Origin of the sequence: Nostoc sp. JL34 (assembly GCF_017114945.1) — a bacterium.
Classification (GTDB): domain Bacteria; phylum Cyanobacteriota; class Cyanobacteriia; order Cyanobacteriales; family Nostocaceae; genus Nostoc.
Map to the genome: position 1 here is coordinate 84,786 of NZ_JABXKQ010000169.1, position 14,019 is coordinate 98,804.

Here is a 14,019-nt window from a genome sequence, read left to right on the forward strand (position 1 = left end):
TATAACTTATGTATGAGTGGAGAAACCAGTTAGAACTTCTATCGCAAAAACTGGTTGAACAATTAGCCATCTCATTCCAGAAGGTCAATCATGAAGAAAAGGGCTGGTTTGCACCTTCATCCCAATAGGATCACAGACGGTGAAAACTTTGAGTAAAGGGGACTGGGGACTGGGGATTGGGGATTGGGTACTGGGCATTGGAAAATAGTATTTTTAATATTATTTCCTAGTCCCTAGTCCCCAGTCCTGGAACGGAGTTCCTCCCCCAGCAAGCGACCAGTTGAGCAAATCTTCCCAGAAGTGCAGTAAAAAGGCTGCACTTCTGGGAGTAGGACGATTAGCTTATTTTTCAGACTAAGACATAAAAATATGAGAATTTGAGGAACAGCCATGCGAGAAAATGAGCGGGAAAAAATACGCCATCTGTTGGTCATCCAAGACCTGGAAGGGCGGCGAACTGTCCCCTTGCGAGAGACTACTTATTCTCTGGGGCGACATCCTGCAAACACTATTGTCTTGGCTTCCCGTTCAGTTTCAATGCAACATGCAATTTTATTGCGAGTAACTGTTCCAGAGACTGACCAATATGGCTTCCAGATTATTGATGGTAACTACAAGGGAAAAGGAAGTACTAATGGCTTATTTGTAAATGGTACTCAATGCTTTTCTCATAATCTTAGGCACGGAGATATCATTGCTTTTGGCAGTAATAAAGCTCAGGCTAAATATTATGCTATTTCCAACATTTCAGAACAAGCATTTTCTGAATCTTTTAATGTTGAAGACTTATCTGGTTTCTTATCAGAGCAAGCCAGTCCTGCCAATCCTTTTCAAACCTTAGCTATCGATCCCAGCTTTGAAGCAGCTAGTGAGTCCGCCCTAGCTCGCCTAGCATCCTTTCCTGAACTCATTCCCAATCCAATTATTGAGATGGATTTCCAGGGAAGAGTTACTTATCTCAATCCAGCCGCAGCTCTCAAGTTTCCCAAACTTCGGGAGATTGGGACGGAGCATCCGATTTTAACAGGACTCCTGAGTGGAGTTGACAATCTAGAAAAAAATTCTTTTGTACGAGAGGTGGAAGTAGGCGCAGAAGTTTTTGAACAATCCGTTCTCTACCTTCCTGAAAGTGATTTAATTAGAACTTTTATTATTAGAGATATTACAGAGCAAAGGCAAGCCACAGCCGAACTTCGCCAGCGCGATCGCTTGCTACAGGCAGTTGCAGAAGCTGCCAATTATTTGCTGGGAGAAATGAATTACGAAACTGGTATTGATCGAGCTCTAGCTGTACTGGGTGAAGCTGCCCAGGTAGATCGTGCCTATCTCTTTCAGAACCATCCCCATCCTGCTACAGGGGAAATAGCAGTCAGCCTACGGTTTGAATGGACGCACTCTTTTATTGAATCTACCCACCACCATTGGCAGAATCAGCCTTATGAAGCTTCTGGACTAGCTCGTTGGTACACTGTTCTTTCTAGCGGCAAGTCGATTAGCGGAATCACCCCAAAATTTCCTGTCGCCGAACAAGAATTCTTGATTCGAGATGGCATTCAATCTCTTCTCTTAGTGCCTCTTTGCTTGGAGAATGATTTCTGGGGGTATCTTGGTCTGGCAGACTGCACCTCTAAGCGTCATTGGTCAAAGCACGAAGAATCTACCCTTTTAACGATGGCCGCCAGTATTATTGGTACACGGCAGCGTCAGCAAGTAGAAGAAAAGATTCGCTATCAAGCCCTCCATGACCTGCTAACAGGGTTGCCCAATCGCCTACTATTTAACGAGCTGCTCAGTAAAACTCTGCCCAACGCCACTCGCAATGGCGAAAGTTTGGCTGTGATCTTCCTTGATCTGGATCGTTTCAAGGTCATTAATGACACTCTGGGGCACACTCTGGGAGACCAATTGTTACAAAGCGTCGCTCAAAGATTAAAAGACTCACTCAGAGGCGGAGACACTATAGCCCGTTGGGGAGGCGATGAGTTCACTATCTTGCTCCCACGAGTCAATGATATTGAAGAGGTAACCCTGGTGGCATACAGAATCTTACAAGCCTTAGAAGATGCTTTCCATCTCCAAGGGCATGAACTTTATGTGACGGCCAGCCTCGGTATTGCGTTGCTTGATAACAACAGTCCTGACGCCGAAACACTAATCCAGCACGCAGATGCCGCTTTATACTATGCCAAAGACAAAGGGCGGAATAACTACCAATTCTACAGTGTTTCCCTGAGCGCTAAAAATCCTGAACTCTTGACTTTAGAGAAGAGCTTGCGCTATGCCCTAGAACGCAATGAATTTACCCTGTACTATCAGCCTCGTGTGAACATTGCTACAGAAGAAATTACTGGTATGGAGGCTCTATTGCGTTGGCAGCACCCAGAGATGGGATTGGTCGCACCCAGTGTTTTCATTCCCCTGGTCGAAGAAAGTGGATTAATTGTCCCCATCGGCGAATGGGTACTACGGACAGCCTGTATTCAAAATAAAGTCTGGCAAGATGCAGGATTTCCACCCATAATGATTGCTGTCAATCTTTCTCTTAAGCAGTTTCGCCAACCGAAATTGGTGGAGACTATAGCCACAATTTTAGAAGAAACGGGTCTGGAGCCACGCTTTTTAGAATTAGAAATTATGGAAACCACAGCGATTGAGGACTTAGATTTTACCAGGACGGTGTTAAAGGATCTACAGCAGATGGGTGTTTACATCTCCATTGATGACTTTGGTACGGGTCATTCCTCACTCTCGCGCCTACAGCTTTTGCCACTCCACAATCTGAAAATAGACAAATCTTTCATTCAAAATTTGACACAGGATGTCAAAGTAGCTCATATTATCAAGGCTATAGTTACCTTGGGACACAGCTTGGGATTGAAGTTGACGGCTGAAGGGGTAGAAAAAGAAGAAGAATTAGAGTTCTTAAAATCTATCGACTGTGAGGATGTCCAGGGCTTTCTATTCTACCGGCCGCTGACTGCAAAAATCGCAACAGAAATCCTCGAAACCAAACGATCAACGCTCTAGGAGTCTGTCAAGTTTAAATTGATGACATTGGTGTTTTAGTACAAAGGATAAAACAGTTTGTACCAGTGAAGATACAATAACATTCATTGTCTTGATGCCAACCTTTTTCGTCTTATGTTGCCAGTCATCTATTCCGACGAATTTTTAGATCACAAGACTGGAAAATACCATCCTGAAAAACCAGAACGCTTGATTGCGATCGCTACTGCCCTAAAAGCAGCTACATTTGCAGATCAAATTTCCTGGCGATCGCCTACACCAGCATCAGAACAGCCATCACTGATGTCTTCATTGGTGAAAGCCCATAGCCCAGCCTACATCAAAAAACTTTGGCAAATCGCTTCTAGTGGTGGCGGCCCTTTGGATGGAGATACACCAGTTTCCCCACGTAGTTATGATGTGGCATTGTTGGCAGTCAGTGCATGGTTAGATGGAGTTGAAGCGGTATTAGGGTCGGCTAATCCAGCTTTTGTACTCGCGCGTCCCCCAGGACACCATGCAGAAAGTGATGCAGGAATGGGCTTTTGCCTATTTTCTAATGCAGCGATCGCAGCTTTATTTGCCCTGGATCAACTTGGAGTTAACCGTGTTGCCATCCTCGATTGGGATGTGCATCACGGTAATGGTACTCAGTCTATTGTCGAAACTTACCCACAAATTGCTTATTGTTCGTTACATCAGTACCCCTGTTATCCTGGTACTGGGAGAGCTACAGAACGCGGCTTTCATAATAATGTCCTCAACTTACCTATACCACCAGGTAGCGATATTACGGTATATCAGCCGCTGTTTGAAAACAAGGTAGTACCGTTTTTAGCCAACTTTCAGCCGGATTTACTGATTGTCAGTGCTGGTTATGATGCCAATGCCGCAGATCCTTTGGCAAGTATCAATTTGCAATCAGAAGATTATGGTTTGTTCACTAATTATTGTTTGGGGCTAACTCGTAAAATTCTATTTGGTTTGGAAGGTGGTTACGATTTTGATACTCTTTCTCAATCAGTTGTAGCAACGATTGAACGTTGTTTGGTCTAGTTTTCCTCATTTACCTACTCAGTGCTGAGTGCTAAGTCACCAATTGCCCTTGGTATCTCCCCTTGTTTACGAGACGCTCCTTCGCGTTGTCATATCAAGTCCGGTTAATTACTTATGATTACTGCATCCGTGCAAAAATCAGGAAAACCTCTTTCTCCCTGCTCCCTGTCCCCTGCACCCCTGCTGTCTAAATGATAAGTTTTTACCCGAACATGATATCAGATCCTTGTGGCAAGCTTTTTTGTAAAGTTACATGAATTCGACGGCTCATATAGTGTCCGCCTAATTAGCTAAATCAAAAAACCTCTAAGAGGTTTTACTACGCAAAATCTTCCCTCTCCAAGTCGAAAAGGGACAAACTTGAACTTTAATTCAAGGCAGGGAGAGGTTCATCAAACTCACGTCACGTTAAACTTCATCGAATCTTCAGAAAGAAAAAGTTTTAGTGGGGTTCTGAAAGAGCTAAAGTTTTGTTAAGATGCAATTGCTAGCAGTTTCTCAGCGAAATTCACCTGTCGGGGTGTGGAGAAATAAAAAGTACTAGCATCACAAAGTTCAAAAGGTGAAGCAATGACCACCTATATTTTTTTTGACGAAGCCTTACGGATGCTGACTAATGCCTATTTGATATCAACAGTACTGTTAATAGCAGCTTCTGGTATCGGTTTGGCGGTAATTGAGACAATAGAAAAGACAGGAGAACCCTAAGTTCACATCTGGTAGTGTAGTTTTTGCCAAAAACCATTGGGTGCAAGTGTTCGTCGTGAATCAATACTGGGAACACTAAAGCATGAAAGTCTCACAACGTTACAGTTTTACCTGGGAATTTACCAACCACACAGGTAACTGTAGCGCTATTGAGACTCTAACCAAGGAGCTACAACAATGGGTCTATTCGACGCTGTATTGGGCACAGAAAGCCAAACCCAAGCAGCACTCAATCCAACAGAAGCTTTTGCTGTCATTATCTTGGTGGCAACAGCCTCAGACGGTTACCTTTCTCTTGAGCAAGCAAATTCTATCACTTTTGTGCTGTCACGGATGAAACTTTTTAAAAGTTATCCCCATGAGATGATGAGCAGGCTGTTTGATAAAATATTGGGCATTCTTCAGGGTGACGGTTTGAATGCTTTATTTAATGCAGCAAAAGATTCTCTATCTCAAGACTTACGGGAAGCAGCCTTTGCAGTAGCCACCGATTTAGTCTTAGCTGAAGGTATCGTAGGTGAAGAAGAAAAAAACTTCTTAAATGATTTATATCAAGCTTTAGGGGTTTCTAGTGAGATCGCAATCCAAATTGTGCAAGTAATCTTGATTAAAAACGGGGGATAGGCTGTTAACAATTCAAAATTCAAAATTAAAGATATTTTCAGACGGAGATTTCAAGGCTGACTGAAATTGAGGTTATGTGTAAAGGTAGGGGTGTTAAACCCTTTAACTTCAGAGAAAATATATGCTTAATTAAACTATATATAGCTTATAAATAAAGTGTGCCAAAGGAGTTAAGCTTCTTTGGCACTATTTTTGGTGTTATTGTGACTAGGTTTAGATTCGCAGCTTTTTCGAGAAGTCACAAATCTTGTTGTTTAATGCAGTGTTGTGTCATAATTCGATTTTCTAATTTTGAACTTTAAATTGTAAATTACTTATGCGTTGTTCTGCCACCCTAACCCAACTGGTTGAAGTTATTTTGGCCCAGACTGTAAACTTATCTGAAACTGCTCTAACACAAGTAAGTAGCGGTATCCAAACAGATAGCCGTACCCTAAAATCAGGTGAAGTATTTCTAGCTTTACGAGGCGATAAGTTTGATGGACATGAATTTGTGCCAACTGCGATCGCAAAGGGGGCAATAGCTGCAATTGTAGATTTTGAATACGAAAATCCGGGATTTCCTGTACTACAGGTAAAAGATACTCTCAAGGCATATCAACAAATAGGTAGATGGTGGCGCGATCGCTTTAATATTCCTGTAATTGGCGTAACTGGTTCCGTGGGTAAAACTACAACCAAAGAATTGATCGCCGCAGTTTTAGGAACAAAGGGACGAGTTCACAAAACTTATGGAAATTACAACAACGAAATCGGTGTGCCGAAAACTCTCCTAGAACTTGGGGCAGAAAATAACTACGCCGTGATTGAAATGGCGATGCGGGGTAGAGGACAAATTGCTGAATTGACGCAAATAGCGCGGCCAACAATTGGAGTGATTACCAATGTGGGGACGGCACATATTGAGTTACTGGGTTCCGAAGAAGCGATTGCTGAGGCAAAATGTGAGTTATTAGCGGAAATGTCTGCTGATAGTGTGGCAATTCTCAACCACGACAATCTCCTATTAATGGCGACAGCGGCGAAAGTTTGGCATGGAGAAGTTGTAACTTTCGGCTTTTCTGGTGGGGATATTCAAGGGCAATTAATTGATAACGAGACTGTGGAAGTCGCAGGAATCGAACTACCTCTACCTTTACCTGGTCGTCATAATGCCACTAATTTCTTGGCAGCTTTAGCAGTAGCAAAGGTGTTAGGGATCGATTGGGCATCTCTCAAAGGAGGTGTAATGGTGGATATGCCTACAGGGCGATCGCAGCGGTTTAACTTACCCAATGATGTGGTAATCTTAGATGAAACTTATAATGCTGCACCAGAAGCTATGATTGCAGCGTTGCAGTTATTGGCAGACACACCTGGAAAGCGGAAGATAGCCGTATTGGGTGCAATGAAAGAATTGGGAGAGCGATCGCAGCAGTTGCACCAGCGAGTGGGAGAAACAGCGCGAAAGTTGAATTTAGATGGTTTGTTGATTTTGGTAGATGGACAAGATGCCGAAGCGATCGCTCTTAGTGCCGAAGGTGTGCCATCGGAGTGCTTTGCGACTCATGCCGAGTTAGTGGCTAGGTTGAAGACATTTGTGCAAGCAGGCGATCGTTTATTATTCAAAGCCGCCCATTCTGTAGGACTAGATCGGGTAGTCAATCAGTTACGTGCAGAATTTCCCAAATGATACCACTAGAAACCCAACGTCTCATACTGCGAGACTTTGTAGAATCAGATTGGCCAGCAGTTCATCAATACGCTAGCGATCCTAAAGTTGTGCGTTATTTGACTTTTGGCCCGAATAGCGAAGAAGATACCAAAAATTTTTTGCAAAGAGAGATTTCATTGCAAGAGGAAGAACCCCGTCAGCATTTTGCCTTAGCAGTGACTTTAAAACCCCAAAAGCAATTAATTGGTATCTGTCGCATATCCGTTCAGGATATTGACAACAAAATAGGCTCTATTGGATACTCTTTCACTAAGGAATTTTGGGGACAAGGATATGCGACTGAAGCTGTAAAAGCACTTATATCATTTGGTTTTCAGGAGTTAGACTTGCATCGCATATTTGCGACTTGTCACCCAGAAAACATTGCCTCAGCACGAGTTATGCAAAAAATTGGAATGCAGCAAGAAGGATATTTGCGAGAACACCATTGGATTAAGGGAGAATGGCGAGACTCTTGGCTATATGCCATCCTTGAGCATGAATGGAGAGACGTCTATGGATAATTATTCTGAAAATATCATCCATAGACACCTGATAGACTTCAGTTGTAAAGACTAGGGCTGTTGCTGTAGCGTCTGTGAAAAAGAATTGCTGCAAAATTAGTCACCAAACAGGTGATTGCTAGCCACAGCAAGATATAAGTAGGAGCCATCACCACACCAATCAGGAACCAAGTATATACGTGCAGTATCATGACAGAAGCGAAAAAGCTAGCGATTCCAGCAGATTGCCACACTTGATGCGATGGACGACGTAACGCTACCAGGCTCATCGTTAAAATTGTGACAAGCAAGTTTGCTGGTACGAGAAATGCACAAATACTTATGCAATTGCCACGAGAAAACTCAGCTAAGGTGTTAAAATCGAGCATTAATTTTGTTGGGATAGATGTTAACTTTTTAAGAATTTAGTTTATTGTATTTAAAATAACGAAATATATCTTAAGTTATGAGTGAGTAATCACATTGCAAATATAACATAATTTAAACTATTCAGTTGCGTTTTGATACTACCAATAGTTAGTTAATTATAAAGATTTTGGGTAAGTAGGGTGGATGTTTTCCACCCTAGCTGAATTAACCCGGTAAAATTACCGTATCGATAACGTGTACCACACCATTATCAGCTTCAATATCTGCTGCTAAAACTGTGGCATTTTTGACTTCAAAACCATCAGAAGAATGAATTTTAATGGGTGAACCTTCCACAGAATTAACCGTACCGAGTTGTGCTAAATCAGCCTGTAGCAACTTTCCTGGAACGACATGATACTTTAAAATCCGCGTTAGCTGGGGAATATTCTGTAACAGAGTTTGGATAGTTCCCGCTGGTAACTTGGCAAAAGCATCGTCATTTGGTGCAAAGACAGTGAACGGGCCAGGACTTTTTAATGTTTCTACTAAACCAGCAGCTTGTACAGCCGCCACCAGTGTTTTAAACGACTCACCCGTAACTGCAATATCAACAATATCAGCCATATATTTTACCTAAATCTCTGCAAAAGATTTTAAAGGATAATAAACCTCTTTGAAGTTTTATTAAATAAAATAAATTTAAAAGCAGGCGGTGAATAAACTACACCGAGACGCGTACTTCTATCAGACATAGCCTTATGATATTTCTAGGAAAATTCCCTTATAGAAGAAATGTCCGATCGCACGTATGCCATTCTGGGAACTGGAGCATTAGGTGGATTCTATGGCGCCAGACTGCAAAAAGCTGGGTTGGATGTTCACTTCTTGCTCAAGAGTGATTACGAACAGGTAAACAAATATGGTTTAGTGGTAGAGTCCAAAGACGGCGACTTTACCCTTCCTGAAGTCCATGCCTACAATGATGTAGAAAAGATGCCACAATGCGATGTGGTGGTGGTGGCACTAAAGACGACACAAAACCATTTACTACCAAAGATGTTGCCACCTGTGGTTAAAGACAATGGGGTGGTGTTGGTATTACAGAATGGACTTGGTGTAGAAGAAGAAGTTGCTGAGATTATTGGTAATGTCACTGTTATCGGTGGGTTGTGCTTTTTATGTTCTAACAAAGTGGGGCCAGGGCACATACACCATCTAGACTATGGGCAAATTAACTTCAGTGAATATACCCCTAACTATCAGCCTAGTGGGATAACTCAGAAGATGCAGCAAATTGCTGATGATTTTGAAAGCGCTGGTATCTCAATTGAATTAGCTGAAGATTTACTATTAGCACGTTGGAAAAAGCTGGTGTGGAATATTCCCTACAATGGGCTTTCTGTGATTCTCAACGCTAGAACAGATGAATTAATGGCGTATAAGTACACTCGCGAGTTAGTTGAACAGTTGATGTATGAAGTAGCTGCGGGGGCGAAAAGCTATGGGCGAACGATCAGCGATCGCTTCATTCAAACAATGCTCGATTATACTGTCAAAATGACGCCTTACCGCCCCAGCATGAAAATTGACTACGACGAACATCGTCCCTTGGAGATAGAAGCAATTTTCGGCAACCCATTACAAAAAGCCCAAGCAGCAGGTGTGAATTTAGTACAGATTAGCTGTTTATACCACCAGTTGAAGTTTTTAGATGCGAGGGAAAAGTGAGGGAGAAATCAATTCAAAGTTCAAAATTCTTCGCGCAGTATCTCCTAGAGAATAAAAAGATCATCAGTTGGCATTGACTGATAAAAAATGAGTGAAATTGCTTAGAGTCGGGAAAGTTTTCTGCAAGTAATGTCTGCGACGAGCTACGCCTACGTACTCTTTAACAAAATGCAAGCACTCAGACAAATTGAGAAAGTACAAACAGCAATGGAGTGTTTGGAAAAATAAGCAATACTATTTGATTTTAACTGACGATTTCCGGCTAATGGCCTCTCCAATCTCCATCAGTGTCTCTTCCTCTTCGAGAGTAAATTCGTAGGGAACCGATTTAGCAATGCCCAAGGTACCATACAATCGACCATTCAGCATCAGCGGCACTGTGATCGAGCCTTCTACCTTCGTTTCTTTGGCTGAGGGTTTAGCCACCCCCGATTCGTCGGTTTGCAGGTTGCAAATCTGTACTGGTCGCTTGCGTTCGGCGGCGACACCGGCCATCCCTTTGCCAATGGGAATTATCGTCATTTTAGGCAAGAGGAATTCTGGAATACCTTGGTAAGCCTTTAGGTGCAATAACTGGCTGTCCTGATCGAGGGTATGGATAGTTCCTGTAGAGCAGTTGAAAGCGGCTAGGATTTCAGTCAGCAGTCGGTTCCAGTCGATGGCAGATCCTTTATCAGCCAGGGTATCAAAAATGGGTTTTGTCTCTGAAGTCATAGTGGTAGGAAATAAAGTTTGATCATAAACGTGGAAAGTAATTAGGAAAATTCACTTAGCAGAACCAATCTCCCTTTTCTATATCCGGTGAAAAGTCAGGGGAATTCATCGGGCGATCGCACCAGAAGAGGTGTGTGTTTCCATAATTGATATAGATACAGGGCGTGTAATTAGAGGTTTTATGTCTCTAACGCTTGAAGAGTTGGAAAAAATGCAGCAATAGTATCCCGAATTTCGCATCAAGGGTAATGAAGTTTATGCGATCGCTTTCAGTGCAGATGGCAAAACTTTGATTAGTGGCGGTAAGAATAAAATTACCAAAAAATTATCAATATTTGGCAACTACCATAGTGATTTAGTCTCTCATCAACTGAGGGACGGTAGAATATACCTAATTTTCGTAGCTTCAAAAGCCAAACTATGACGATGCATTCCACACTCCAACGTGCATTTACTAACCGCCGGGTTCTAAAAGTGATCAGCGGTTTGAATAACTTCGACGCCACTAGCGTCGCTGCTACTGTTAAAGCTGCTGAATTTGGCGGTGCTACTTTTGTCGATATTGCCGCCAATCCAGCTTTAGTCCAACTAGCTAAAAGCTTGACAAATTTATCTATCTGTGTTTCAGCAGTAGAACCAGATAAATTTGTGCAAGCAGTGGCAGCTGGCGCTGATTTAATCGAAATCGGAAATTTCGATTCCTTCTATGCTCAAGGACGCCGATTTGAAGCTCCAGAAGTGCTAGCGCTGACTAAGCAAACTCGCGCTCTCTTCCCGGAAATCACCCTATCTGTCACCGTTCCCCACATCCTGGAACTAGATCAACAGGTACAGCTAGCAGAAGAACTGGTGAAAGCTGGAGCGGACATTATCCAAACCGAAGGCGGTACTAGCAGTAACCCAATTCACCCCGGAACTCTAGGATTAATTGAAAAAGCTGCCCCCACTTTGGCAGCAGCTTTTGAAATTTCCCGTGTAGTATCAGTGCCAGTATTGTGTGCTTCAGGCATTTCTAACGTTACCGCACCGTTAGCGATCGCGGCTGGTGCTGCTGGCGTTGGTGTTGGTTCTGCCATTAACCAACTCAATAGCGAAGTGGCAATGATTGCCGCTGTGCGCGGCTTAGTAGAAGCCTTAGCGACTGCAAGAGTGCTGACTCAAAAGTAGGGCATGGGGGATTGGGCATTGGGCATTGGGCATTAGTTATTAATTATTGATTATTCTCCTCTGCTCCCTGCCCCACTGCCCCTCTATTCCCCTTCACCCCAAACAATCCTTCAATGCATAAATCACCTGGTCTTGCTGCTGTTGTGTCAGTTCTGGGAACATAGGCAAGGATATAACCTCATGGCAAGCTTGCTCTGCTATTGGTAAGTCCCCAATTTCATAGCCCAGACTTTGATAAACTGGCTGCAAATGTAAAGGGTGGGGGTAGTAAATCATTGAACTCACACCTTGTTCTTGCAATTGATTACGCACCCAATCTCGGTATTTAGCGCTAGAACCATTTCGCCCCTCGCCTGATATGCGAATAGTGTATTGATTCCATACGCCACTACCCCCAGGTAATTCTTGGGGCGGGACAATCCTTGGAACTTGACTAAGGTACTGGTAGTAATAGTTGGCAATATCTCGGCGGCGATCGTTCCAAATATCTAAATAACGTAGCTTAATCTGCAAAATAGCTGCTTGGAGAGCATCTAATCGGCTATTTACACCTATTTCTTCGTGTAAATATCGAATCTTACTACCATGATCTCTTAGTATTCGCAGTTTAGTGGCGATCGCTGGATCATTAGTCGTTATTGCTCCGCCATCGCCGCAACCACCAAGATTTTTGGTAGGGTAGAAACTAAAGCAACCAATATGTCCAATGCTTCCTACTTTTTGATCAGCCCAAATTGCCCCTGTAGACTGAGCGCAATCTTCAATTATTGATAAATTGTGAGACTGAGCGATCGCCATCAATGATGTCATATCCACAGGTTGTCCAAATAGGTGAACCGGGATAATCGCTTTAGTCTTGGGTGTAATCGCCGCTATGACTTGCTCCACATCTAAATTAAACGTAGTCGCGTCAATATCAACAAAAACAGGCTTTGCACCCACGGCGCTAATCACTTCAGATGTCGCAATAAAGGTAAAAGGCGTTGTAATCACTTCATCGCCTGCACCAATATCCAAGACTCGTAACGCTAAGTAGAGCGCATCAGTACCAGAATTACAAGCCACACATTCAGTAACAGTATTATAAGCGGCAAACTGTTGTTCAAAGCCTTCGACTAAGGGGCCGCCGATATAGCGGCCAGAAGCTAAAACCTCTAAGACGGCTGCACTTACTTCTGCTTCGATGGTGGTGTATTGCTGCTTGATATCAAAGGCAGGGATGGGATTTACACTTTGGATCATGAGTTCTCATTTTATCGGGAGATACAAAGGATGCACTTCAACAGTCAATTTTTGCTGATTGAATTGTTAATCAAAGAGGAGCTACTAAAAGACTATCGCCCAAGATACGCATCTATTAGGGTTTTTACTTAAATTGTGGTGCGGGAAACCACCGCACATTTAATTTACAGATAGTAGGCATACTAGGTGTTTGCCATGTTAAGGTCGTACCATTTGGAATTTTGAATTGATGAAAGTGATATATATCAACCAAGATCCAACACATCGGATCAAAGTTCCAGATGTGTGGGCTGGTTTGAGAAGAAAATACCAGGAGATAGAGAACCCATGCAGGATCTGATCAAGCTGGATTTCGCGGATTTAGCTATTGCTGTTGGATTGATGGCGATCGCCATTGGTTTATCTGCCTGGGAAAAATTAGGATTAGAGTTGAACTTAGCCCTTGCTACTGGGAGAACCATCTTACAACTTCTTGTATTGGGATACATTTTAGATTTCATTTTGGCTTTAGACAATGCTTGGGCAGTTTTGGCGCTATTAGCAATAATGCTGACAATTACGGCGATTGTCGCACGAAATCGCATCAGCCAAAAAATTCCTCATGTGTTGCCTTTGGTGTGGGGTGCAATTTTAATTAGTACCGCCATGACAGTGTTTTACATCAACTTCTTGATCGTTCAACCAGAGAGATGGTACGAACCACAGTATATAATTCCCTTAACAGGGATAGTCTTAGGTAATGCTACCAATGCAGCTGCGATCGCAGGCGATCGTCTTGTCAGCACCATTAATTCCAGCCATATCGAGATAGAAACTCATTTAAGCTTAGGTGCAACTCCAGAGCAAGCAGTTAGCCAGTATCGCAAAGACGCCATCAGAGCCGGATTGATTCCTACTCTCAATCAAATGATTCTTATAGGTATGGTCGCAATACCAGGAATTACCACTGGACAGTTACTAGCTGGTGTGAAACCTCTGGATGCTGTATCTTATGAAATTTTGATTATGTTCATGGTTGCTTTTGCTAACTTATTGACAACAGTTTTAGTCACGAAGGGGTTGTGTCGTCAATTTTTTAATTCTGCCGCGCAGCTGGTGAGGTGAAGGGTTTAATCTACATCCAAGAGTATTTGATCATCTTGTCGTAGCAGATCAAGAGCAATCAATAGTGCTTGGTTGAGTTCAGTGGGGGTGAATCATATCGTT

General features: G+C 42.8%; 13 protein-coding genes. 9 read left to right on the forward strand and 4 right to left on the reverse strand.

Translation table 11 applies throughout. The features are described 5' to 3' along the window. The first annotated feature begins 390 nt into the window (after nt 1–390). The 6 genes from HWQ44_RS30775 to HWQ44_RS30800 all read left to right on the forward strand — a co-directional run bounded on the left by HWQ44_RS30775 (nt 391) and on the right by HWQ44_RS30800 (nt 7,611). The gene (locus HWQ44_RS30775) at nt 391–3,027 is read left to right on the forward strand and encodes an EAL domain-containing protein (RefSeq protein ID WP_292725851.1); all 2,637 of its coding nucleotides are present in this window, start codon (nt 391–393) and stop codon (nt 3,025–3,027) included. Between the two features lie 114 nt (nt 3,028–3,141). After that, complete coding sequence (locus tag HWQ44_RS30780) at nt 3,142–4,062, forward strand: histone deacetylase (protein ID WP_292725852.1); 921 nt, start codon at nt 3,142–3,144, stop codon at nt 4,060–4,062. A gap of 570 nt (nt 4,063–4,632) precedes the next feature. Continuing rightward, a complete protein-coding gene (locus HWQ44_RS30785; protein WP_292725853.1) occupies nt 4,633–4,770 on the forward strand; it encodes a hypothetical protein in 138 nt (45 codons plus the stop codon). Nucleotides 4,771–4,947: 177 nt separating this feature from the next. Further along, nucleotides 4,948–5,394: a tellurite resistance TerB family protein gene (locus HWQ44_RS30790; protein ID WP_292725854.1), complete on the forward strand. Its 447-nt coding sequence runs from the start codon at nt 4,948–4,950 to the stop codon at nt 5,392–5,394. Between the two features lie 316 nt (nt 5,395–5,710). Further along, a complete protein-coding gene (murF, locus tag HWQ44_RS30795) occupies nt 5,711–7,066 on the forward strand; it encodes a UDP-N-acetylmuramoyl-tripeptide--D-alanyl-D-alanine ligase (protein WP_292725855.1) in 1,356 nt (451 codons plus the stop codon). Continuing rightward, on the forward strand, nt 7,063–7,611 hold the full coding sequence (locus HWQ44_RS30800; protein WP_292725856.1) for a GNAT family N-acetyltransferase: 549 nt from the start codon (nt 7,063–7,065) through the stop codon (nt 7,609–7,611). Before murF ends, HWQ44_RS30800 begins: the two co-directional genes overlap by 4 nt. Nucleotides 7,612–7,649: 38 nt before the next feature. Here the strand turns inward: HWQ44_RS30800 and HWQ44_RS30805 are convergent, their stop codons facing one another. Together HWQ44_RS30805 and HWQ44_RS30810 are read right to left on the reverse strand one after the other, a co-directional pair. Then, a complete protein-coding gene (locus HWQ44_RS30805; protein ID WP_292725858.1) occupies nt 7,650–7,979 on the reverse strand; it encodes a hypothetical protein in 330 nt (109 codons plus the stop codon). 205 nt (nt 7,980–8,184) lie between these two features. Next, nucleotides 8,185–8,586 (reverse strand): fasciclin domain-containing protein, encoded by a 402-nt coding sequence (locus tag HWQ44_RS30810; RefSeq protein ID WP_292725859.1) that lies wholly within the window; start codon nt 8,584–8,586, stop codon nt 8,185–8,187. Nucleotides 8,587–8,754: 168 nt separating this feature from the next. On the opposite strand from HWQ44_RS30810, the gene HWQ44_RS30815 reads away from it, so the two are divergent. Continuing rightward, complete coding sequence (locus HWQ44_RS30815; RefSeq protein WP_292725861.1) at nt 8,755–9,690, forward strand: putative 2-dehydropantoate 2-reductase; 936 nt, start codon at nt 8,755–8,757, stop codon at nt 9,688–9,690. 234 nt (nt 9,691–9,924) lie between these two features. Here HWQ44_RS30815 and HWQ44_RS30820 read toward each other — a convergent pair whose 3' ends face one another. Beyond that, nucleotides 9,925–10,404 carry a GAF domain-containing protein gene (locus tag HWQ44_RS30820; protein ID WP_292725862.1) on the reverse strand — a complete coding sequence of 160 codons (480 nt, stop codon included), beginning with the start codon at nt 10,402–10,404 and terminating at the stop codon, nt 9,925–9,927. A gap of 420 nt (nt 10,405–10,824) precedes the next feature. Here HWQ44_RS30820 and HWQ44_RS30825 point away from each other — a divergent pair, with 420 nt between their 5' ends. After that, nucleotides 10,825–11,571, forward strand: coding sequence for a DUF561 domain-containing protein (locus HWQ44_RS30825; RefSeq protein WP_292725863.1), 747 nt, complete (start codon nt 10,825–10,827; stop codon nt 11,569–11,571). A gap of 93 nt (nt 11,572–11,664) precedes the next feature. Here the strand turns inward: HWQ44_RS30825 and HWQ44_RS30830 are convergent, their stop codons facing one another. Beyond that, entirely contained in the window at nt 11,665–12,813 is a 1,149-nt protein-coding gene (locus tag HWQ44_RS30830; RefSeq protein ID WP_292725864.1) for a DegT/DnrJ/EryC1/StrS aminotransferase family protein, read from the reverse strand. Nucleotides 12,814–13,140: 327 nt separating this feature from the next. On the opposite strand from HWQ44_RS30830, the gene fetB reads away from it, so the two are divergent. Then, nucleotides 13,141–13,917, forward strand: coding sequence for an iron export ABC transporter permease subunit FetB (fetB, locus tag HWQ44_RS30835; RefSeq protein ID WP_292725865.1), 777 nt, complete (start codon nt 13,141–13,143; stop codon nt 13,915–13,917). The last annotated feature ends 102 nt before the right edge of the window (nt 13,918–14,019 follow it).

Coding starts and splice junctions, on each gene's coding strand:
- HWQ44_RS30775 (WP_292725851.1), top strand. CDS start 391: ATGCGAGAAAATGAGCGGGAAAAAATACGCCATCTGTTGGTCATCCAA.
- HWQ44_RS30780 (WP_292725852.1), top strand. CDS start 3,142: ATGTTGCCAGTCATCTATTCCGACGAATTTTTAGATCACAAGACTGGA.
- HWQ44_RS30785 (WP_292725853.1), top strand. CDS start 4,633: ATGACCACCTATATTTTTTTTGACGAAGCCTTACGGATGCTGACTAAT.
- HWQ44_RS30790 (WP_292725854.1), top strand. CDS start 4,948: ATGGGTCTATTCGACGCTGTATTGGGCACAGAAAGCCAAACCCAAGCA.
- murF (WP_292725855.1), top strand. CDS start 5,711: ATGCGTTGTTCTGCCACCCTAACCCAACTGGTTGAAGTTATTTTGGCC.
- HWQ44_RS30800 (WP_292725856.1), top strand. CDS start 7,063: ATGATACCACTAGAAACCCAACGTCTCATACTGCGAGACTTTGTAGAA.
- HWQ44_RS30805 (WP_292725858.1), bottom strand. CDS start 7,979: ATGCTCGATTTTAACACCTTAGCTGAGTTTTCTCGTGGCAATTGCATA.
- HWQ44_RS30810 (WP_292725859.1), bottom strand. CDS start 8,586: ATGGCTGATATTGTTGATATTGCAGTTACGGGTGAGTCGTTTAAAACA.
- HWQ44_RS30815 (WP_292725861.1), top strand. CDS start 8,755: ATGTCCGATCGCACGTATGCCATTCTGGGAACTGGAGCATTAGGTGGA.
- HWQ44_RS30820 (WP_292725862.1), bottom strand. CDS start 10,404: ATGACTTCAGAGACAAAACCCATTTTTGATACCCTGGCTGATAAAGGA.
- HWQ44_RS30825 (WP_292725863.1), top strand. CDS start 10,825: ATGACGATGCATTCCACACTCCAACGTGCATTTACTAACCGCCGGGTT.
- HWQ44_RS30830 (WP_292725864.1), bottom strand. CDS start 12,813: ATGATCCAAAGTGTAAATCCCATCCCTGCCTTTGATATCAAGCAGCAA.
- fetB (WP_292725865.1), top strand. CDS start 13,141: ATGCAGGATCTGATCAAGCTGGATTTCGCGGATTTAGCTATTGCTGTT.